Here is a 19,926-nt window from a genome sequence, read left to right as displayed (position 1 = left end):
GAAGAATAGGCGGGTGTAACTTATGCTTCCTCTTGAAAGGCAAAAGAAGATCATCGAGTTATTAACGATTAGGAAAGTGATGAAGATTGCCGAACTTACTGAAGAAATGCAAGTTTCCATCGAAACCATCAGAAGGGATATAAACCTTCTTACAAGGCAAGGAAAAATTGAAAAGATCTATGGCGGCGTTAAGCTGGTTCAATCGAAGTTTGGAGAATCGACGATAGATGAACGGATGTTCAGTCAATTAGAAGAAAAAGAATCCATCGCCCAAAAATGCAGTGAGTATATCAACGATGGGGATTGCATTTATATCGATAGTGGTTCGACAACCTATCAAATCGCTAAATATATAAAACAGAAAAAGAAACTGACCGTAATAACCAGTTCGATCCCTGTTGTAAATGAGCTCATTCATAGCGATATCGAGATATTGATCATAGGCGGGAAAGTCAGGAGAAATGAACAATCCATCGTTGCATTTGATTATTTATTCAACTTCAGTGAATTGAATATTTCAAAAGCATTCATTTGTGCGAGCGGCATAACCGTTGAAAAAGGGATATCCGACTATAATTTAGAAGAAGCGAACACACGAAAAAAAATCATTGATTTATCCCAAGAAGTCTATGTTGCCGCTGACAGCTCCAAGTTCGGGAAAGACGTGACCATCGGGATATCGTCACTGGATAAAATCGATTACATCATTACTGACGATCATCTGCCTAAAGATTTCATCTCTTCGTTTAAAGAGACCGGCACACATTTGATTCTTTCTTAAAAGCAAGAAAAAAACGGGAACTATACAGTAGTATAGTTCCCGTTTTTCAGGTTCAGTGAATGCCAAGTGCATTCTGAATGAAGAACGTGTAGCAAGTCTAATTTTGGCGATCACCTTCGGTAAATCAACAATTGCAGGACTAAATGATGTTCAGGAACCAATTTGCCCAAAGCATCACCTTCATCACAACGTTGATTTTCACTTCAGGCACTCGCTTTCCGCGGGCGGTCCGGGAGCCTCCTCGGCGGCTTGCGCCTGTGGGGTCTCCCCTGGACTCGCTTTTCCCTCAGGAGTCTCGTACCTTACGTTCCATTCAACTTTGTTTTAAAAGATAGAAATCCTTTTTGTCTACAGTTTTTTGAGTCAGTGTAAAAATTAGATCTCCACTCCAGGCACTCGCTTTCCGCGGGCGGTCCGGGAGCCTCCTCGGCGCTTTTGCGCCTGTGGGGTCTCCCCTGGACTCGCTTTTCCCGCAGGAGTCTCGTACCTTACGTTCCAATCAACTTTGTTTTAAAAGATAGAACACCTTTTGTCTACAAACTAATAATAAAGGAGAATCGGAATACTCTAACCCCGACGATGATTTTAAAGGAAATCAGACCCATGCCGAACCATGTTTAAGACTAGTTTATTCTTCATGTTTTTTTCCTGTACTCCTTAATGGATGGAAGAAATTTGCGACACTCCTGCCGAATTACTGGCTAGCCGAGACCCCACAGGCGCTTGCTTTGATGCGGCTTGGCAGACAGTCGGCGGAAAGGGAACGGATTTCTGAAATCCACTGAAATTTTTAAATGAAAAACTGCTGGCTGTCTTATTCCGAACCATGTTTAAGACTAGTTTATCCTTCATGTTTTTTCCTGTAACCCTTAATGGATGGAAGAAATTTGCGACACTCCTGCCGAATAACGGGCTAGCCGAGACCCCACAGACGCTTGCTTTGATGCGGCTTGGCAGACAGTCGGCGGAAAGGGAACGGATTTCTGAAACAACTGGAACTTTAAATAAAAAAACTGTGTCCTCCATCAATGGAGAGTGAAACTCAGGCTAATTTCTGGTTTTGACTCTGACCGGGCCCGGGCGATTCCCATAAAGTTGAGCCTAGTACCTCAATTAAAATTCCTTTCATGCTGAAGGAGCCATTCTTTTCTCCACAAGCCACCCGCATAACCAGTTAATTTCCCATTTGAACCTATTATTCGATGACAAGGAATCACGATGCTTAGCTTATTTCTGCCGTTAGCGCTCCCTACTGCCCTAATGGCTTTTTCATTACCGATTGAAACGGCGATGTCTTTATAGGAACCCGTGTTAGCGTACAGGATTCCCGTTAATGCGTTCCACACGTTTTTTTGGAAGATGGTCCCTTCAAGTGTATAAGGAAATGTAAATTCCCTGCGTTCACCTTTGAAATACTCATCAAGCTGACTAAAGCACTCCGCCAAAACCTGAGGCGTGTGCTCTTGCATAATATTTATCTTTATATCCCTTTCAGCGAACATTATGGAACTGATGGCATCATTCGTTCCTGATATCTCGATAACTCCTATCGGTGATTCATAATCTAGTTTATATAATTCACTCATATAAGGACCTCCATTTCTGTATATGTGGCTTACACTCGATTCTTAAGATTCATGTTGCGATATTCACTTGGAGTACAATTTTTCAAACGGCGAAATACTTTATAAAAGTTTGAAGGGCTTTGGAAACCGACTTCAAGGCAAATCTCAAGATTCGTTCGACTTGTGCTTGTTAGAAGGTATGAAGCTTTATCCACTCTGATTTTTTCCAAATAGGAACGGGGAGTTTCTAATGTTTCCTTTTTGAATAGCCGCTCCAGATAATAGGAACTTACACCGACATGATTGGCAATATCCTTTAATTCCACTTTTTGATTATACTGATTGACCAAGAAAGCGATGATATCTCTTACAAGTCCCATCTTCGGGGAATCATCAACTTCCGGTTGGCATCTTTTGCAAGCACGGAAACCGGCCTTTTCGACTTCATCGATGTCATGATAGAATTTCACATTTATTTTTTTCGGCTTCCTTGACCTGCATGAAGGGCGGCAGTATATTTTAGTTGTCTTTACTGCGGTAAAGAATAATCCGTCATATTTAGGGTCGCAAGCAATGATTTTCTCCCACATTTCTTCAAAAGAAAGATTTATAGCAACAGCCATTATACTCCGCATCCTTTCAGGTTTTACTTCCCATATAAATGTGAGGTGTCACTTAGCTCTACTATTCGTGCTGTATCTCGTTCTAACAATTCAATGGCTTTATCGAACAGGGCATTCCCGAAACTGAGGCGTTTTACGCCTAATTCTTCAAGCTCCTTACCATTCGTCAATCCAGGCAAAGAAAATACATTAAGGGGAGCACCTATATTCAAAGTGATTTCTTTTCTTTAAATCATGGTTCGTTAATCCAGGGATGAATATTCCGCTGGCACCACTTTCCACATACGCCTTTGCCCGCTCTGCTGTTTCCGGGAAAGGATTTTCTTTTTGAAAATAAGTATCTGTTCTGGCATTGATGTAAAAACCTTCATACCCATTATAATCCAACGCTTCCCTTATTTTTAATTGCAGGCTGCAGTGTTGATATATATCTCTAAGACCTTTTTGTTTTTTTAGTGAATCCTCAATATTGATCCCGGCTACACCGGCGTCTGCCGTCCTTAACACATTATCGACAATCTTGTCTGCGGTTTCACCATAGCCTGCTTCAATGTCCGCGGTGACGGGAATTTTCACATTATCCGCAATTAGTTTAATGATACCTAAATGTCTTTCAAAATCAATCATTCGCCATCAGAATACCCCAGGGAGTTGGCAATTCCCCAGCTTGTAGTTCCAATCGCCTTGAATCCTGATTTCTCGAGAATCAAAGATCCCAGACATTCCCCAATATCAACAGGTACTTCGAAAAGTGTAATTCATTGAATTCCTTAATATTAGTCATTATAGATGCTCCTAAAATTCATTTGTCCCTATTCTAACAATCACCCCAGCTCCAAATCGTCCTCATTCTTGCTCTTATGGTCCATTTCAAATAATGATTGTCCTGGATTCCCGTGACAAATAAAAAAAATGCCCTTTCATTCCGGGGCATTTTCATGATCCAATTGATTAATTTACGAAAAGATATAACTTCCTATGATATTCCTCAAATGCCTGCTGGTCCTTTTCCGTGTAGTCCATCCACTTCACTTTCTTGCATCTTTCCTCTAATCTCTCATTCAGTTCATCTTCTATTTCATTCATGAAACGGATGATTTCCCCATAGGGCATATTGAAATGACGGGCTGCGAGCCTGGGCGGGGAATGCTTTACCAGCAATCTCATGAATTGATCGACCGTGTCCGCCTTCGATGCAAGATAATCTTCTTCGTTTACGATGAATTCATACACTTGTTTTTTGACGCCAGAAAGTCTGGTTACTTCGTCGCGCAATAAAAACTCCATTAATCTATCGTTCATATGGCTCTACCTCGAATTGGTTTATATTTAAATCCTCTTGGATATGTATGAAAAGTCTATACTGCCCGATACCTCATTATGACATCGTAACGGCAAGCCATCAAGCAATTCCTCCATCAATGTATAAAGCGTAATAATTACGATTTAAAGATCGTTTTAAGTAAACTAACATGCATATGCTTTAAAAGTCAACGTTTGTATTGTGTGCATAGTAAGCATTCTTTATTGGCAAAATATGAGCATGAACAAATGGAACAGCTCTTTATTAAATTTGTATAGGCAATGAGAATAATTTTGTTAAAATTTGATATAATAAATGTAATATTTAGTCAATTAGTATCTTTTCCTAGAATTTGCTTTTGCAAAGGGGTAGAATGAAGCTAATGACATCTTATTTTTTCTAATGTTTCCGAGGAGTTATAGGGTGGGTATAGCAAGTACATAGTGACAGCTGGAATGCTGTCCGACATATCGGTTGTTTTCATTTGTTCAAAATAACAATGAAAAGAATAAGGAGTGATTTTTTGAAACCTTCAACAAATCGCATGTTAACCCGTATTAAATCCGTTTATATGTTCATTAGCAATAACGGTACGGTTTCTACTCAAGAGCTTGTAGAAGAATTTGGCATCACTCCTCGAACTGTGCAGCGCGATTTAAATGTCTTAGCATACAATGACCTTGTTCAAAGCCCAAGCCGAGGCCTTTGGACGACAACAAGTAAAAAGGTGAAGATGTCATCGTAAAAAGAACGACCACCCGAACAAGATCGATATGTAAAATACTTTGAGGCGGACAATATTGTCCGCCTCATTTTTTGTGTCCAGCTATCATTCAGCCGGTTGGCCCGCCTTTAACTGTTCAAGCTCCTCCGCCGTCAATTCACGGTATTCACCAAGCTCGAGTTCCTCATCCAGCTGTAAACTCCCCATGGAAAGACGCTTTAGGTAGACGACACGTTTGCCAACGGCCTCAAACATCCGCTTCACCTGATGAAACTTCCCTTCCATGATCGTTAGCTCGATATCCGATGTCAGGCCTGATTTTAAAATGTTCAATTCTCCTGGTTTTGTTTCGTATCCATCATCCAAGGTCACTCCGTTGCGGAATGCCTCGATATCCCGTTCCGTTACTTCGCCATCAATGACCGCAAAATATGTTTTAGGGACATGTTTCTTTGGGGAAAGCAGTTGGTGGGCAAGCTTTCCGTCATTCGTGATCAGCAATAAACCTTCTGTGTCCTTATCAAGACGGCCTACAGGAAATGGCTCGAATACCGAATCTTCCGGCTCCAAGATGTCGATGACCGTTTCTTGGTAGTTATCTTCCGTTGCGGACAATACGCCCGGCGGTTTATTCATCATTAAATAAATGAATTCCCTGTATTCAACCCGTTCACCATGAACCGTCACGTTTTCCGTATCAGGGTCCACTTGTTCCTTCGGATCCTTAATCAGCCTTTCATTAACCTTGACGGCGCCGGATTTCAGGAGCTTTTTCACTTCTTTCCTGCTGCCATAACCAATATTGGATAAAATCTTATCTATTCTCATCGTTTCCTCCTAAAGCCTTTTTCAGTAAAAAGCCTTGCCCACTTTAATGACAGGCAAGGCCAATATATTTTAATCGGGGATTCATCATTCAATACCCTTTTTTTTACACATCAAACTTCCAGCTTACAAGCCTAATTTAGCTTTTAACCGATCGATCCGGGCACCGAACAAACGATGGGCAAGTTTGCTTTTCAAGGAAAGAGCCGCATAAACGAGCGCTCCAAAAATTGCACAAACGGCCACGATCAAAATCGCCTGGAAGCGCCCTTCCGTTGTAAGCCATAGCGATAGTAAAATGTTCATGCCCCAGGCAGCCAGTCCCATTATTATTGAAAAAACTGATATTAAAACAGATCTCCTGATGGTAAGGCTGTAACGATATCCAGTAAAGTAGGTAATGACATACAAATTCAGCAGCACGGCAGCCAAGTAGCCGAATGCCGTAGCGTAAACGGATCCTTCCGTTTCAAACAACTTGATCAATGGGATATTCAAGCTCAATTTGATTAAAAAGCCCACAAGCAGGCTGAGCACTGTATATTTTTGCTGATTGATCCCTTGTAATACAGCTGCCGAAACGGAAAAAAGTGCAAACAAGATGGAAACGGGCGCATATGCCTTCAGGACACTGATTCCAAGTGGATCATGGCTGTAAAAGGCACTATAGATTGGATCGGCCAGCACAGACATGCCAACGACTGCTGGAATCGTAATGAACAGCAAAATTTGAAAGGCTTGGTTCAGCTGGCGGTTGAACTCGTTTGAATCCTCGCTTACATATGCCTTCGTCACCGAAGGAAGAAGCGCCATCGAAAACCCGGTTGCAAGCGTCATCGGAATCAAGACAAGCTTCTGGGCATACACATTCAACACCCCTAGTGCATCCTCAGCAACATGCTGCAGCCCGATCGACGACATCGCCTTATTGAAAGACAATAAGTCAGCCAACTGAAACATTGGCATCGCGATTCCGACGAATATGAAAGGAATCGACGAAAGGAATATTTCTTTATAAATCTCCTTCAGGGAAATTTCCATCGTTCCCCTGTCTTTCTTCATCAAGCTGTCCAAATATGGTTTTTGTTTTTTCCAATACCAAAATAACACCACTAAACCGCCGACAGCCCCGACCGTCGCCGCGAAGGTAGCCATTTGGATGGCTCTCACTAACTCTCCGTCAAGGACATTCAAAACAACATACACACCGGCCAGAAGGAACACGATGCGGACAATTTGTTCGACAACCTGGGAAATGGCCGTTGGTTCCATCGCTTCATGCCCTTGAAAGAAGCCGCGGATGATGCTCATGAACGGTACAAAAATCAAGGCGAAGCTGACTGCCCTAATGATCTCCGTGACATCGGCAGCATCTTCCGGCTTGACCCCAAAGACTCCAGTAAACAGCGGGGCCATCGTATAGAGAATCAAAAAAGCGAGAAAACCGGTGATTACCATTAATTTCAGGCTCGATTTAAATAACTTCTCACCGACTGCGTATTCCTCGAGCGCATTATACTTCGAGATGAATTTAGATACTGCAAGCGGCATGCCTGCCGTTGCAAAGCTAATGAAAATGGTATAGGGAACGTACCCATATTGATAGAGGGTAGCCCCTTTATTCCCAACCATATGTTCAAATGGGATGACATAAAATAAACCAAGAATCTTGGAAATGATCGCTCCCAGCGTTAATATAAAAGCCCCTTTTAAAAACTTAGATGACATCTAATCCCTTCCTGCCTCTGTCAGTTACGTTTCACACGCTCTTTATCTTATCATATTAAAGTATTTTTTCTATAGAAAACTACATTCAAGTTTATCGTTTTCGAAGATAATACACAAACAAATAATTCCTTTTTTTCTACATTCGCAATCTGACGGGCTCTTGCTATATAATGAAGGGACTGAAAATGATAAAGTGGTGATCAATTTGAAATATGATGTAGTGGTAATTGGCGGCGGTCCTTCCGGATTGATGGCAGCAATAGCAGCCGGGGAAAAAGGTGCCCATGTATTGTTAGTGGATAAAGGCGAGAAGCTTGGAAGGAAACTTGCAATCTCGGGCGGGGGACGCTGCAACGTGACGAACAGACTCTCAATCGATGAAATCATTCAGCATATCCCTGGAAACGGGCGATTTCTATACAGTGCTTTCTCAGAGTTCAATAATGAGGACATTATTCAATTCTTTGAAAAATTGGGCGTCGCTCTAAAAGAAGAGGACCATGGCCGGATGTTTCCTGTCAATGATAAAGCGCAAAGCGTCGTGGATGCCCTTCTGACGCGCCTGTCGAATTTAAAAGTAACGATCTACAAGAACTCTCCAGTTGCGGAAGTTCTCTATGAACATGGAAAAACCAGCGGTGTCCGGTTAAAAGATGGCCAGACCATTGACACGGATGCAGTCGTGATTGCAGTCGGCGGGAAATCAGTTCCCCACACCGGTTCAACCGGAGACGGCTACGCATGGGCTAAAAAGGCAGGGCATACGATTACCGAATTGTTCCCGACTGAAGTTCCCGTACTTAGCCATGAAACATTCATTAAAGATCGAACACTTCAAGGGCTCGCACTTCGCGATGTTTCATTGAGTGTCCTTAACCCAAAGGGCAAGGCCTTGATTACACATAGAATGGATATGCTCTTCACCCATTTTGGCGTCTCCGGTCCAGCTGTTCTAAGATGCAGCCAATTCGTCGTGAAAGCGATGAAGAAATGGAACCTGTCGGAAGTGACCATGAAACTTGATGCCCTTCCGGACCGAAATAAGGAAGAGGTTTTTCAAGACATCATGAAGGAAATAAAAGCCGAACCGAAAAAAGCCATTAAAAACACCTTAAAAGGTTTAGTTCCTGAACGATATCTTCACTTCCTGCTTGAGCGAAGCGGCATCGACCTTCAAGAGCAAGGGGCGACGATATCAAATGAAAAAATCCGCCGCTTTGCAGAATTATGCAAGGACTTCCAATTCGGGGTGCACGGCACCCAGCCGCTAGAAAAAGCCTTCGTAACGGGCGGCGGCGTATCCGTCAAAGAAATACATCCAAAAGAAATGGCATCCAAACTAATGGACGGACTGTATTTCTGCGGTGAAATTCTGGATATACACGGATACACAGGCGGTTACAATATCACATCGGCATTAGTAACCGGCAGGCTCGCCGGCATGAATGCTGCCATGTCTGCCCGTTCATAATCCGTAAAAGAGGCTGATCCGCTTGGATCAGCCTCTTTTACGGCGATTTCGCAAGCCTATACTTCGTGTACGTTAGGCTTTGATTCTGGTGTAGGTGCTCTTGTTTTGGCCTTCACTGTACTTTTTCGTCCAAACCCGCGCCCGCCACTATTAGTCCGGCTATGCGTTTAAAATATATCTGGATGATAGCGATATGCTTCGAGGTCAATGGTATTCCGGCCCGTGAACGTGATGCCTTCACTCTCGAGCATCGCCTTCTGGTGTTCTGCAGCGCCCTCCGCTTTTATGCCGATTTCACCTTTGGCATTGATCACCCGGTGCCATGGAAGGTCATGTTTTTTACTGCTAGAATGAAGGATCCTAACGACCTGCCTTGCACCGCGCGGACTTCCGGCGAGCTGTCCAATCTGACCATATGTCATCACTTTACCGGAGGGGATTCGTTGTATGATATGAATGACCCGTTCAGTAAAACTTTCCAAATGCCCCGCCCCTTTATTCTATCCGTTTGCAAAAATCGTGATTTTTTCATCGGTAATCAGGATTCCATGATGTTTGATCAAGTTTGTTTTAAGCTCGGCAGGCACTCTGCAGTCATCGTATGCACATACAGAAATCAATCCTCTTTCCTTGATCAATTTGTCGATCCCTTTTTCATATTCGCCTATCGCAAAGCTGACTTGATCGTCATGGCCCCATTCAACATGGCCCCAAGTCCGGATGTGCTGATTGCGTTTAGTGTATACATCGATATTTTCCAAGAAATAATCAACCATCGTCGAAGGATGGAAGTCTCCATGAAAACAATAAAAATCAAAATTATTCATAAGGTGCACTTGCTCCAATTGCTCCTCATTTAAATGAAGCTGCAATTTCTTGTACACGAAAGGAAAGATTCGGTCGTTTTCGACGACCAGGATATGGTCTCCCTGTTGAACACCGGTAATGATGAAAGTTGCCTCATTTTCAATGTATGACTCCAATTCATTAAAACAGTATAAAATATGGCCACCATCCGACTGCTGTATATTTTCTATTAATTGTTTCATTTTATTATCCAAAATGAATCTCTCCTTTAATACACCAGTCCGTACTATGTATTATGTATAACTTTACCCATTATCTCCGTGTTTGTAAAATTCATAGAAGAATATAATCAGTTTTTCCTAATGACATGTTAAGACTTGGAATTTAGTTAAGTCGAATTATGGCTGCCTTCAGTCCACTCTTAAAAGACCTAGGCAGCCCAATCCGGCAGACTCCGTACTTCATGCATTTTCCCATTACTCTTAAATCACGGGATAATACGGCACATAGCGCGGGTTATAATAATATGGCGGTCTTGGTCCAATAAGCGGCAATTCAAAGGTATTTGGGTTGGAGTCATATAACAACTCCACCTTTTCATCCGATTGTTCGACCAATAACCACTTCACTTCTTCGCTATAATAATATGGCATATAGAGGCCTCCAAAAACTTTTTTCTCCCCTTCAGCATATTCGAGCCGCACGGCAACGAGCCCGTCCCGATACATGTTCTTCATGCACGGCATATGCCTGATCATCATAAAGTAATCCGACTAAATTCTTTATTAGGAGGACCTCTCATGGCAGAAGATAATAAAAAGAAATCATCCGGTAAAAGCTATCCCATGCATCCGAATTATGGGAAGATCACCCGTTATCAAGACGTACCCATCACGGTTCCGGAGCAACGACAATTTCGACAACCCGGTGTAGAAAAATTAATGGTGCCCAGGCCCATCATCGAAAACCCCAATTATAGGGGCAGCGGGAAATTAACAGGTAAAGTCGCATTGATAACTGGCGGAGACAGTGGGATTGGCGCTGCGGCTGCCATCGCTTTTGCTAAAGAAGGGGCAGATGTTTCCATCGCTTATTTGGATGAACATGAGGATGCCAATCGGACTAAAACGAGAATTGAAGAGCTTGAGCAACGTTGCTTACTGCTGCCTGGGGACTTAAGGGATAAGCAGCAATGCATCGATATCGTGGAAGACACCATCGAAACATTTGGAAAGCTCGATATTCTTTGTAACCACGTGGGCATTCAATTTCAGCAATTAAGCTTGCTTGATATTACGGATGAGCAATTCGATACCTTTAAAGTGAATATCTATTCCCACTTCTACACGACGCGTGCTGCCCTTCCCCATTTAAAAGCTGGGTCCTCCATCATTAATACATCTTCTGTCGTGACGTTTAATGGGAATAAGCAATTAATTGATTATACGGCGACTAAAGGGGCCAACATTGGTTTTACCCGTGCCTTGGCAAACAGTCTTGTCGATCAAGGCATCCGGGTGAACGCCATTGCGCCCGGAAGGTTTTGGACACCCCTCATCCCGGCAAGTTTCTCGGCAGACGAAGTGACACAAGTCGATAATCCGATGGAGCGTCAAGGCCAGCCATTTGAACTGGCTCCCACCTTTGTCTATCTCGCCTCTGATGATTCCCGTTTTGTGACAGGACAAACACTTCATGTCAATGGCGGGGAAGCGACATCGTCCTAATTTCCACAACGAACATGACCCTTCCGAGGAAGTCAAGACGGAAAAAGACTACCTTTGATTGCCCGTCAGCAAGCAATAGGTAGTCCATTATTGATTATAGGGCCAGCCGGCCTTTATTTTTTTTTATAGATGATCATCGCACTGAAACAGTAGATCTGTTCCTCTTCTTCTTCACCTGTAGTGGCGACATTGTATTTGATATCGACGATTTGATTATCACGAATGTCTTCCAGGAAAAAGTTCATTTCATCCTCTAGATCCTTTTCATGCTCATAATCAAATAATTTCACTTGTATCATCGGCTCTCCCCGCCCTTTTACTATAATGATAGTTATTGTGCAGGATGCCCTTTTCACTTGATTTTTATACTTGATTTTTTAGTGAAGCGGATAATATTTTAACCACTTCATCCCCGACTTCCTCTGTAGAAGCTGCCCCGCCCATATCAGGAGTCAGCACCTTTTTATCGACCATCGCCTGTTCAATCACGTCCAACACTTTCGCACCCCAAACCTCATGTCCAAAGAAATCGAGAATCTGACTGGCAGACCATATGGCCGCAAGTGGATTGGCGATGCCTTGATGTGCTATATCCGGGGCTGAACCATGAATCGGTTCGAACATCGAAGGATAAATCCGTTCCGGGTTTAAATTGGCACCGGCCGCCAGTCCCATCCCGCCTGCAATGGCAGCACCTAAATCCGTTATGATGTCACCGAACAAATTGGAGGTGACAACGATTTGAAACCGTTCGGGCTGTTTAACAAAATACATGCTTGCCGCATCGACCAGATAGGAATTCGTTTCTACTTCCGGAAACTCCTGTCCAATTTCTTCAAAAACCTGATCCCAAAAAACCATTGAATAATTCAATGCGTTCGCCTTGCTTATACTCGTTAGCGTCCTTCCTGTCTTGCGCGCCAGTTCATAAGCATAACGGATGATCCTCTCGGTTCCCTTTCGTGAAAAGACCCCCGTCTGCAGGACGACTTCTTCCGGCTTGCCTTTAAAAAGCCAATCACCGGCACCGGAATATTCCCCTTCACTGTTTTCACGGATGACAATCATATCGATTTGGTCACGAGTCACGTCTTTTAATGGACACGGTGCACCTTGAAGCAATTTAACGGGTCGAACATTCACATATTGGTCAAATCCCTTTCTGATCTTCAGCAGAAGTTCACGTAAGGAAATATGGTCCGGGACACCAGGATAACCGACAGCCCCCAGATACACGGCGTCAAACTTCATCAGTTGTTCCAGTCCATCGTCGGGCAGCATTTTCCCGTGCTCAAGGTAATATTCACAGCCCCATGGAAAATAGGTGAACTGGAAAGAAAAATCACCAGCAATGGCCGCCACTTCTTTAAGGACCTTTACACCCTCATTAATCACCTCAGGGCCAATCCCGTCACCCGCAATGACCGCAATTTTATGAACATTCATTCTCCAACTCTCCTTTTTCTATATTTTCTGACTTCAGCACCCTAATTTTAACATAAAACGTTTGCATCCCCGTAAGTGAGGTTCATATAGAAAAAAGAGTCCTTTCATGATGAAAGGACTCTTTGTTTTCACGACTTCAAATATGCACGTCTTTCCGCATATTCACGGCATTGTGAACAAACCATGATCTTTTTTCTTTCTTCATTCAAATAAGCCGTCACATTCCTGGATTTACGCTTACAAAAGTAACAGGCCTTTTTGAAGAGCTTCACTTAACGATGACTTCGCCGTCCCATTCAAGCATTCCGCCAACCATGTTTGCCACTTTATATCCTTGTTCCTGAAGATAATGGCATACATTTTCACTCCGGCGTCCTGAACGGCAGATAAAGATATATTCTTTTTCTTTATCAAAATAGTCAAGGTTCGCCGGGATATCATTCATGCGAATATGTTTCGCGCCTTCGATCATCCCCTCTTGCACTTCTTCGTCTTCACGAACATCGACAAGTTCCATCGCTTCTCCTGCCTCAAGTTTAGCTTCCACTTCTTCCGTTGTAATGATTTTGATTTCTTCCATAATTAGCACCTCGAATTATCGTTTGATTTATCTTTTTCATTATAGCAAAATTTCCAGTCAAACATCACGTAATGGATTCGCATATGCAAATCCCCTCATGCACTGAATGGAAAAACGCCAGCGAATATAATATTCGCCGGCGTTTAAAAAATCCGTATCAATGCTTGAATCCCAGTTGATATTGTTTAGGGATCTCCGTTTTTATATTCAAAGCTTTAGATGCTTCAAGTGCCCAATAAGGGTTTCGCAGCATTCCTCTGCCGATGGCGACCAAATCTGCTTCTTCATTGCCAATGATTGAATTTGCTAGAATCGGATCATCTAAACGACCTACAGCAATCACCGGAATATCCAAAGCTTTTTTGATTTCCCTGGCCAACGGAGTTTGATAGCTGGCATGTGTACCTGGTCTTCCGTCTGCTCCAATCGGGCCTTCTCCTCCAGAGCTTACATGGAACATATCGACGCCTGCTTCTTTAAAGACTTGTGAAAATGCAATGCTTTCTTCAATGCCATATCCGCCTTCTACGTATTCTTTTGCAGAAATGCGCATGATTAAAGGCATGTCGGCAGGCATTTCGCTTTTCACTGCTTTAATGACTTCCACTCCGAATTTAGTCAGGTCCCTTCCATATTCGTCATCACGTTTATTCGTAAGCGGTGATGTGAATTGGTGGATTAAATACCCGTGTGCACCATGTAATTCGATTACGTCAAATCCTGCTTGAACTGCCCTTCTGGCCGATGCCCGGAATTTATCGACCATTTCCTTCACTTCTTCCGTTTCTAAAGCTCTTGGTGTTTTATACGTTTCATCAAACGCAATGGCTGAAGGTGCCACCGGCGGTTCCGCATCCTCCGCTTTACGGCCTGCATGGGCAATTTGTATCCCAATTTTTGCACCGTATTGATGAACTTCCTTAACGATGTTGGAGAAAGCCCCAATTTGATCGTCGGACCATAATCCAAGATCGCGATTCGAAATGCGCCCATCAGGCTCCACATCGGTCATTTCAACTATAATTAACCCCGTGCCGCCAACTGCCCTGCTTACATAATGCTGCTGGTGCCAGTTCGTTGGTATACCATCTTCCGCTTCGACGGAGTATTGGCACATCGGCGGCATGACGATCCTATTTTTAAGTTCAAGTTCTTTTATGCGATAAGGTGAAAATAAATCATTCATCATTCTTCATCTCCTTTTTATATAATGCATGCACATGCATTTATATCATCCCAGTAATACTGTGTCAACTAATCGGATTTCCCAAGCTTTCAGTGTAAATTCCGGTGCGAAATTCATAAAAAAAGAGAAAGACGGATATCCCGTTCCCCGACTGTGAACAAACTGGAATAATTAAGATCGCCTACATTTTTTTAAGGGAGTGTAATATGAATGTTGATTTTCACTCCAGGCACTCGCTTTCCGCGGGCGGTCCGGGAGCCTCCTCGGCGCAAGCGCCTGCGGGGTCTCCCTTTGACTCGCTTTTCCCGCAGGAGTCTCGCACCTTACATTCCAATCAACTTTGTGTTAAAAGATATGTCCTCTTTAGTCTATAAACTCAGAAGGATATCTCGTCCCTCTCCTTCCTAATAATTAAAAGTCGAAATTATCAGGATCTGGACCAACACGGTGATTCTGATTCAATCCATCAATTTGGTTCATTTCCTCTTCGGTCAATTCGAAATCGAATACAGTTGAGTTTTCGACAATACGATGTTCTTTAGTTGATTTCGGAATCGTTACAATCCCATTTTGTAAATCCCAGCGTAAAATGACTTGTGCAACAGATTTGCCATGCTTGGTTGCAATAGCTTGTAAAACTTCATTATCAAGAAGTTCACCTTGCATCAAAGGAGACCATGCTTCAAGTTGTATTCCTTGTTCCTTACAGAATGCCTGAACTTCTTTTTGAGTTAAACGCGGATGGCATTCCACTTGATTGACCATCGGCTTCACTTCTGCATCTTCCATCAAATCTTTTAGGTGGTGAATCTGGAAATTGCTCACACCGATCGCTTTCACTTTTCCTTCTTTATATAGAGTTTCCAACGCTCTCCAAGCTTCTTTATATTTTCCTTCCACTGGCCAATGGATAAGATATAAATCCAGGTACTCCAAGCCAAGTTTCTGTAAGCTTTTTTCGTAAGCTGCAATTGTCGATTCATAGCCTAAATCGGCATTCCAGACTTTGGATGTTACGAACAAGTCTTCCCTTGAGATTCCAGCTTCTTTTAAGCCCTCACGAATCCCTTGTCCGACCCCTTCTTCATTTTCATAAATGGCAGCCGTATCGATGCTGCGATAACCATGTTTAATGGCCACTTTAACTGCATTTACCAGCTCCGGTCCTTCTTCCACTTTAAATACGCCCAATCCGAACCAAGGCATTTTGACGCCGTTATGCAATGTAGTTGTATCTTGTAAGTTTTTCACCATAATACTCTACCTCCAAATGATTGTTTTTATAGATTGTAATGCGCTTTAAGTATCAGTATCATTACATCCCTTCAGGGAACCTTCCATCATTCGCTGAAGGGATGCAATGATACTTTTCATTGATACCCTATACGCATAGCATGCTTTTTCTAAGATGCATCACTTTTTTAATCCTATGCTATTTTGTCCGTTCCCTTGGTACGGTCTTTACTTTCCAGGGCCCGGCTCCATCCTGTTAAAATCACTGCTGCAAACACCATGACTCCACCTATCCACGCTGTATGGATCAATCCGATCGAATCCGTAATCACCCCTCCTAAGTAGGCACCAATGGCGATACCCGCATTGAAGGCGGCAATATTGATGGCTGACGCCACGTCCACTGCACTCGGCACGAAACGCTCCGCTAACATGACGACATACACTTGAAGCCCCGGAACATTCATGAATGCAAACAATCCCATTAAAATGATCGTAATTAAACCAGCTACCTTGAACGGTGCCGTGAAAGTCAACACCACAAGTACAATGGCCTGAATAAGAAACATATAGAATAGGGCATTAATAGGATTGCGATTGGCGAATTTCCCGCCAAGGGTATTTCCTATCGCTATGGCTACTCCATATATTAACAAAATCAAGGCCACAGTTCCTTCTTTAAACCCTGTCACTTCCTGAAGTAATGGCGACAGGTACGTGAAGACAACGAATGTACCGCCATACCCTAAAGCCGTAATGATGAATACTAGCAGCAAACGCCCATTCGTCACCAATTTGATTTGGTCACGGAAAGTGGTCCGTGCCGCTTTTCTTAAATCCGATGGGACTAGGATGCCGTTTCCGATGAAAGCGATCAAGCCGATTGCCACAATGATGATGAAAGCGAATCTCCAGCCGAATTGCTGACCGATGAAGGTTCCAAAAGGAACTCCGGTCACCGTTGCCACCGTCAGACCTGTAAACATGATGGCGATGGCACTCGCCCTGCGGTTTTCAGGGACCAAATCAGCGGCAATCGTAGCGCCGATTGACATGAAGATACCATGTGCAAGCGCTGAAATGACACGCGCGATCAATAATACACCGACCGTGGTCGCAGAAGCCGCTAATGCATTTCCGATAATGAACACGACCATTATCCAAAGCAATAAAGTCTTACGCGACATATTCGATGTCAGTGATGTCAGGATAGGTGCCCCGAACATGACCCCCAAAGCGTATAAGGATACCGTCAGTCCCGCCGTTGTCACTGTAATGTGTAAATCCTTAGAAATGAGTGGTAATAATCCCACGCTGATGAACTCAGTTGTTCCAATCGCAAAGGCACTGATCGCCAAAGCCAGCAATGCCCATGTACTTCTATTTTTATTTGAAATCATATCCTCTTCTCCTTCTTGTCATTTTGTACTATCATTGAAATTGCCTGAGCAACTTTTTTTATAAATGGTACAGTGGAATTCGGTGTGCAAATGTTATTATGAGATATAATACAAATAAAAAACAGTACGTACTTTAAAGTGATATAGGCACCTTTTAGTACCTATAAAATAAGGAGAGTATGCAAATCATGCAAAAAAAGAAATACAATATATCCGTTGAAGCGACACTTGAAGTAATGGGCGGAAAATGGAAATGCGTGATCCTCTGCCATCTGACCCACGGGAAAAAGCGGACTAGTGAATTGAAGCGCCTTATGCCGAACATCACCCAAAAAATGTTGACCCAACAGTTGAGGGAGTTGGAAAAGGACGAAGTCATCAACCGGATCGTTTACAACCAAGTCCCTCCAAAAGTGGAATATGAACTTAGTGAGTATGGAAAAAGCCTGGAAAGTATCCTATCCGCACTATGTACATGGGGGGAAAACCACATAACAAAGGTGTATGGTGATAAGTTTTCCGTTCTCGAGGAAAGTGTCTTGAATGATCAATTAAAGTAATCCCAAATGAAAAAGATTAGCGCAATGGCTAATCTTTTTTTGTTTATAAAGACTTAACTAATGGCTCTTTTTCATAAAGATTGTTGTTTTTAAAACGAAACTATTTAAGGTTGATTGGAGCGGAAGTGTGAGACTCATGCGGGAGCAGCGGGACAGATGAGACCCCACAGGTGTTTACGCCGAGGAGCCACACCGCCCGCACCAAGGAAAGCGAGCATCTGGAGGGGAAATCAACCACAACTCACTACCTGGTAAATAGCAACAAAGTATGTGAAAACAGCCTAACTAATAATGAAAACTTCACCTTCGAAAGAGCTACCTGTTTTATTCCCCTCTTTATTTTTGGTATAATATGTAAAACCAAACATTTAAATTTTTTATTTTGTAATCGACGAAGTATAATAGGGAAACCAAGGAGTGACATATGAAAGTCTTATTAGAATTGGTACGCATCATATTAATATTCGGGATAGCCGGAACAATCATTTCGAGCATTGTAAACGGCATATATATAAACTTGGAAGTGACTCAGTATGGCTGGCTAGGCTCGATTGCGATACTGCTTTTATTATTCGTCTGGTATAGAAATAAACTTCAGTTCAGTGGCTGGTATTCGGGAAAAGGGAAGGAAAAGCTTCCAAAAATGGTCTCGCAAACACTCATTATGTGTTCACTATTTTTGTTAGGTGTCCCACCTGTTTTAAGTATGCTGCAGACGGACTTTCATTAATCGGGATTCTATATCCTGGATAGAGCAGGAGTGAACGATTTGCGTAAATTGTTTAATATTGTGGTCCTCATACTCCTACTCTCTGGATTATGGTATGGATATGGTAAAGATATTCAGGAATCTGGATTCAAAGCGGGGGTTAGTGCCTTTGCATCAGATGTTCGTTCATTTATAAACGGGCCCGAGGTCACGACAGCCTTGGAAAAACTGAGTACAGGAGTCAGCAGCCTGATTGGCTCGCTGACGGAAACATTGGATACCGCTTCTGAAAAAGAATCTCAGGAAACGGAAAAAGTGAAAAAACCGGCACTGGAAGCACCTGCTGATGCATCCTTTTCAGTCCGTAATATCGAAATTGGCGACACGAAGGATGATGTAGAAAAAATGGCTGGTAAAGCTAAGCGGAATACGCGGAATGAATATGGCGTGGACTGGTTTGCCTATCACGAAAATTATCAAAACTTCTTCATGGTTGCCTACGATAACAACAATAAAGTTGTTGGTTTATATACGAACCAAGATTTGATTTCCTCAAAGGAAGGCATTAAACGCGGTACCCCCAAAGAAACCGTGACGGGGAAAATGGCGGAGCCAGTAACAAAACTGCTTAAAGGAAACGTCTATTACCAGATTCGAAGTGACGGCGGCGAATACGATATGTTCGAAATGGATAATAGCTATGTGACCATTTTTTATGACAAACATGAAAAAAATACAGTCACGGCAATCCAAATCATCGACGCAAAACTCGAAAAGCAAAAGAGCGGCTATTTTGCAGAAGCCGGCCCCGAATTAAAGAAGGGCTTTGAATATCAATTATTCGATTTGACCAATGCATCACGGGTCAATCATAATCTCTCCGTACTAACATGGGATGAACGAGTGAAGGTCACCGCCCAGGATCATAGTGCAGATATGGCCGTGAATCAATACTTCAACCATACAAACCTTGAAGGGGAATCCCCTTTTGACCGGATGGAAGATGACAAAATCAATTTCCGAATGGCGGGGGAAAACCTGGCAGCCGGTCAGAATAGCAGTATCTTTGCCCATGAAGGCCTAATGAATTCCATTGGACACAGGGAAAACAAATTACAGAAAGATTTTGAATCCCTCGGTGTCGGAGTTGCCTTCGATGAGGAAAATAAACCATATTATACAGAGAATTATTTGACTAAATAAGAAAAAGCTGTGCATGGAAAATCCTGCACAGCTTTTTTCAGATGCCCGTTTTAAA

Annotated in this window: 21 protein-coding genes and 1 pseudogene; 7 read left to right on the top strand and 15 right to left on the bottom strand. The window is 42.8% G+C overall.

Annotated elements, in window-relative coordinates:
• Positions 1-22: 22 nt before the first annotated feature.
• Positions 23-781 carry a DeoR/GlpR family DNA-binding transcription regulator gene (locus OTG27_RS21635; RefSeq protein ID WP_268938065.1) on the top strand — a complete coding sequence of 253 codons (759 nt, stop codon included), beginning with the start codon at positions 23-25 and terminating at the stop codon, positions 779-781.
• Positions 782-1,890: 1,109 nt separating this feature from the next.
• On the opposite strand, the gene OTG27_RS21630 is transcribed toward OTG27_RS21635, so the two are convergent.
• The 4 genes and pseudogenes from OTG27_RS21630 to OTG27_RS21615 form a co-directional block, all read right to left on the bottom strand.
• Entirely contained in the window at positions 1,891-2,367 is a 477-nt protein-coding gene (locus OTG27_RS21630) for a methylated-DNA--[protein]-cysteine S-methyltransferase (RefSeq protein WP_057276772.1), read from the bottom strand.
• 29 nt (positions 2,368-2,396) lie between these two features.
• On the bottom strand, positions 2,397-2,969 hold the full coding sequence (locus OTG27_RS21625) for a bifunctional transcriptional activator/DNA repair enzyme AdaA (RefSeq protein ID WP_063575436.1): 573 nt from the start codon (positions 2,967-2,969) through the stop codon (positions 2,397-2,399).
• A gap of 23 nt (positions 2,970-2,992) precedes the next feature.
• Positions 2,993-3,753, bottom strand: a pseudogene (locus tag OTG27_RS21620) (isocitrate lyase/PEP mutase family protein).
• A 167-nt stretch (positions 3,754-3,920) separates the two neighbouring features.
• Complete coding sequence (locus tag OTG27_RS21615; RefSeq protein ID WP_034309343.1) at positions 3,921-4,271, bottom strand: hypothetical protein; 351 nt, start codon at positions 4,269-4,271, stop codon at positions 3,921-3,923.
• Positions 4,272-4,795: 524 nt separating this feature from the next.
• Here OTG27_RS21615 and OTG27_RS21610 point away from each other — a divergent pair.
• Complete coding sequence (locus OTG27_RS21610) at positions 4,796-5,017, top strand: DeoR family transcriptional regulator (RefSeq protein WP_034309346.1); 222 nt, start codon at positions 4,796-4,798, stop codon at positions 5,015-5,017.
• An 84-nt stretch (positions 5,018-5,101) separates the two neighbouring features.
• Here the strand turns inward: OTG27_RS21610 and OTG27_RS21605 are convergent, their stop codons facing one another.
• Both OTG27_RS21605 and OTG27_RS21600 read right to left on the bottom strand, forming a co-directional pair.
• Positions 5,102-5,824 carry a pseudouridine synthase gene (locus OTG27_RS21605; protein WP_034309348.1) on the bottom strand — a complete coding sequence of 241 codons (723 nt, stop codon included), beginning with the start codon at positions 5,822-5,824 and terminating at the stop codon, positions 5,102-5,104.
• A 123-nt stretch (positions 5,825-5,947) separates the two neighbouring features.
• Positions 5,948-7,549, bottom strand: a complete 1,602-nt coding sequence (locus OTG27_RS21600; RefSeq protein ID WP_057276776.1) for a putative polysaccharide biosynthesis protein — start codon at positions 7,547-7,549, stop codon at positions 5,948-5,950.
• 205 nt (positions 7,550-7,754) lie between these two features.
• Between OTG27_RS21600 and OTG27_RS21595 the strand changes: the two genes are divergently transcribed.
• The gene (locus OTG27_RS21595; RefSeq protein ID WP_034309353.1) at positions 7,755-9,020 is read left to right on the top strand and encodes a BaiN/RdsA family NAD(P)/FAD-dependent oxidoreductase; all 1,266 of its coding nucleotides are present in this window, start codon (positions 7,755-7,757) and stop codon (positions 9,018-9,020) included.
• Between the two features lie 167 nt (positions 9,021-9,187).
• Here OTG27_RS21595 and OTG27_RS21590 read toward each other — a convergent pair whose 3' ends face one another.
• The 3 genes from OTG27_RS21590 to OTG27_RS21580 form a co-directional block, all read right to left on the bottom strand.
• Positions 9,188-9,442 carry an MGMT family protein gene (locus OTG27_RS21590; RefSeq protein WP_374941279.1) on the bottom strand — a complete coding sequence of 85 codons (255 nt, stop codon included), beginning with the start codon at positions 9,440-9,442 and terminating at the stop codon, positions 9,188-9,190.
• Between the two features lie 78 nt (positions 9,443-9,520).
• Complete coding sequence (locus OTG27_RS21585) at positions 9,521-10,081, bottom strand: MEDS domain-containing protein (RefSeq protein WP_106026049.1); 561 nt, start codon at positions 10,079-10,081, stop codon at positions 9,521-9,523.
• Positions 10,082-10,309: 228 nt separating this feature from the next.
• Positions 10,310-10,480: a hypothetical protein gene (locus OTG27_RS21580; protein ID WP_164855101.1), complete on the bottom strand. Its 171-nt coding sequence runs from the start codon at positions 10,478-10,480 to the stop codon at positions 10,310-10,312.
• A 147-nt stretch (positions 10,481-10,627) separates the two neighbouring features.
• Between OTG27_RS21580 and OTG27_RS21575 the strand changes: the two genes are divergently transcribed.
• Positions 10,628-11,554 carry an SDR family oxidoreductase gene (locus OTG27_RS21575; protein ID WP_268938063.1) on the top strand — a complete coding sequence of 309 codons (927 nt, stop codon included), beginning with the start codon at positions 10,628-10,630 and terminating at the stop codon, positions 11,552-11,554.
• 113 nt (positions 11,555-11,667) lie between these two features.
• On the opposite strand, the gene OTG27_RS21570 is transcribed toward OTG27_RS21575, so the two are convergent.
• The 6 genes from OTG27_RS21570 to OTG27_RS21545 all read right to left on the bottom strand — a co-directional run bounded on the left by OTG27_RS21570 (position 11,668) and on the right by OTG27_RS21545 (position 17,399).
• Complete coding sequence (locus OTG27_RS21570) at positions 11,668-11,853, bottom strand: sporulation protein Cse60 (RefSeq protein ID WP_048682016.1); 186 nt, start codon at positions 11,851-11,853, stop codon at positions 11,668-11,670.
• Between the two features lie 64 nt (positions 11,854-11,917).
• Positions 11,918-13,000, bottom strand: coding sequence for a tartrate dehydrogenase (locus OTG27_RS21565; RefSeq protein WP_191928737.1), 1,083 nt, complete (start codon positions 12,998-13,000; stop codon positions 11,918-11,920).
• A gap of 268 nt (positions 13,001-13,268) precedes the next feature.
• Positions 13,269-13,580 carry a rhodanese-like domain-containing protein gene (locus OTG27_RS21560; RefSeq protein ID WP_034309364.1) on the bottom strand — a complete coding sequence of 104 codons (312 nt, stop codon included), beginning with the start codon at positions 13,578-13,580 and terminating at the stop codon, positions 13,269-13,271.
• A 157-nt stretch (positions 13,581-13,737) separates the two neighbouring features.
• Complete coding sequence (locus OTG27_RS21555; RefSeq protein ID WP_048682014.1) at positions 13,738-14,766, bottom strand: NADH:flavin oxidoreductase/NADH oxidase; 1,029 nt, start codon at positions 14,764-14,766, stop codon at positions 13,738-13,740.
• A gap of 411 nt (positions 14,767-15,177) precedes the next feature.
• The gene (locus OTG27_RS21550; RefSeq protein ID WP_048681988.1) at positions 15,178-16,020 is read right to left on the bottom strand and encodes an aldo/keto reductase; all 843 of its coding nucleotides are present in this window, start codon (positions 16,018-16,020) and stop codon (positions 15,178-15,180) included.
• A 173-nt stretch (positions 16,021-16,193) separates the two neighbouring features.
• Positions 16,194-17,399 (bottom strand): MFS transporter, encoded by a 1,206-nt coding sequence (locus tag OTG27_RS21545; protein WP_034309369.1) that lies wholly within the window; start codon positions 17,397-17,399, stop codon positions 16,194-16,196.
• Between the two features lie 188 nt (positions 17,400-17,587).
• On the opposite strand from OTG27_RS21545, the gene OTG27_RS21540 reads away from it, so the two are divergent.
• From OTG27_RS21540 to OTG27_RS21530, 3 genes are all read left to right on the top strand, one after another.
• Positions 17,588-17,959: a winged helix-turn-helix transcriptional regulator gene (locus OTG27_RS21540; protein ID WP_063575430.1), complete on the top strand. Its 372-nt coding sequence runs from the start codon at positions 17,588-17,590 to the stop codon at positions 17,957-17,959.
• Positions 17,960-18,383: 424 nt separating this feature from the next.
• The gene (locus OTG27_RS21535; protein WP_268938062.1) at positions 18,384-18,689 is read left to right on the top strand and encodes a hypothetical protein; all 306 of its coding nucleotides are present in this window, start codon (positions 18,384-18,386) and stop codon (positions 18,687-18,689) included.
• A 39-nt stretch (positions 18,690-18,728) separates the two neighbouring features.
• The gene (locus OTG27_RS21530) at positions 18,729-19,871 is read left to right on the top strand and encodes a CAP domain-containing protein (protein WP_268938061.1); all 1,143 of its coding nucleotides are present in this window, start codon (positions 18,729-18,731) and stop codon (positions 19,869-19,871) included.
• Positions 19,872-19,926 lie beyond the last annotated feature (55 nt).

Origin of the sequence: Peribacillus sp. AS_2 (assembly GCF_026891895.1) — a bacterium.
GTDB classification, from domain to species: domain Bacteria; phylum Bacillota; class Bacilli; order Bacillales; family DSM-1321; genus Peribacillus; species Peribacillus frigoritolerans.
This window is presented reverse-complemented; position numbering and strand designations above follow the sequence as displayed.

What these genes read in the sequence shown, in the direction of transcription:
- OTG27_RS21635 (WP_268938065.1), top strand. Translation starts at nt 23, where the DNA reads ATGCTTCCTCTTGAAAGGCAAAAGAAGATCATCGAGTTATTAACGATT.
- OTG27_RS21630 (WP_057276772.1), bottom strand. Translation starts at nt 2,367, where the DNA reads ATGAGTGAATTATATAAACTAGATTATGAATCACCGATAGGAGTTATC.
- OTG27_RS21625 (WP_063575436.1), bottom strand. Translation starts at nt 2,969, where the DNA reads ATGGCTGTTGCTATAAATCTTTCTTTTGAAGAAATGTGGGAGAAAATC.
- OTG27_RS21615 (WP_034309343.1), bottom strand. Translation starts at nt 4,271, where the DNA reads ATGAACGATAGATTAATGGAGTTTTTATTGCGCGACGAAGTAACCAGA.
- OTG27_RS21605 (WP_034309348.1), bottom strand. Translation starts at nt 5,824, where the DNA reads ATGAGAATAGATAAGATTTTATCCAATATTGGTTATGGCAGCAGGAAA.
- OTG27_RS21600 (WP_057276776.1), bottom strand. Translation starts at nt 7,549, where the DNA reads ATGTCATCTAAGTTTTTAAAAGGGGCTTTTATATTAACGCTGGGAGCG.
- OTG27_RS21590 (WP_374941279.1), bottom strand. Translation starts at nt 9,442, where the DNA reads ATGACATATGGTCAGATTGGACAGCTCGCCGGAAGTCCGCGCGGTGCA.
- OTG27_RS21580 (WP_164855101.1), bottom strand. Translation starts at nt 10,480, where the DNA reads ATGCCATATTATTATAGCGAAGAAGTGAAGTGGTTATTGGTCGAACAA.
- OTG27_RS21575 (WP_268938063.1), top strand. Translation starts at nt 10,628, where the DNA reads ATGGCAGAAGATAATAAAAAGAAATCATCCGGTAAAAGCTATCCCATG.
- OTG27_RS21570 (WP_048682016.1), bottom strand. Translation starts at nt 11,853, where the DNA reads ATGATACAAGTGAAATTATTTGATTATGAGCATGAAAAGGATCTAGAG.
- OTG27_RS21565 (WP_191928737.1), bottom strand. Translation starts at nt 13,000, where the DNA reads ATGAATGTTCATAAAATTGCGGTCATTGCGGGTGACGGGATTGGCCCT.
- OTG27_RS21560 (WP_034309364.1), bottom strand. Translation starts at nt 13,580, where the DNA reads ATGGAAGAAATCAAAATCATTACAACGGAAGAAGTGGAAGCTAAACTT.
- OTG27_RS21555 (WP_048682014.1), bottom strand. Translation starts at nt 14,766, where the DNA reads ATGAATGATTTATTTTCACCTTATCGCATAAAAGAACTTGAACTTAAA.
- OTG27_RS21550 (WP_048681988.1), bottom strand. Translation starts at nt 16,020, where the DNA reads ATGGTGAAAAACTTACAAGATACAACTACATTGCATAACGGCGTCAAA.
- OTG27_RS21545 (WP_034309369.1), bottom strand. Translation starts at nt 17,399, where the DNA reads ATGATTTCAAATAAAAATAGAAGTACATGGGCATTGCTGGCTTTGGCG.
- OTG27_RS21540 (WP_063575430.1), top strand. Translation starts at nt 17,588, where the DNA reads ATGCAAAAAAAGAAATACAATATATCCGTTGAAGCGACACTTGAAGTA.
- OTG27_RS21535 (WP_268938062.1), top strand. Translation starts at nt 18,384, where the DNA reads ATGAAAGTCTTATTAGAATTGGTACGCATCATATTAATATTCGGGATA.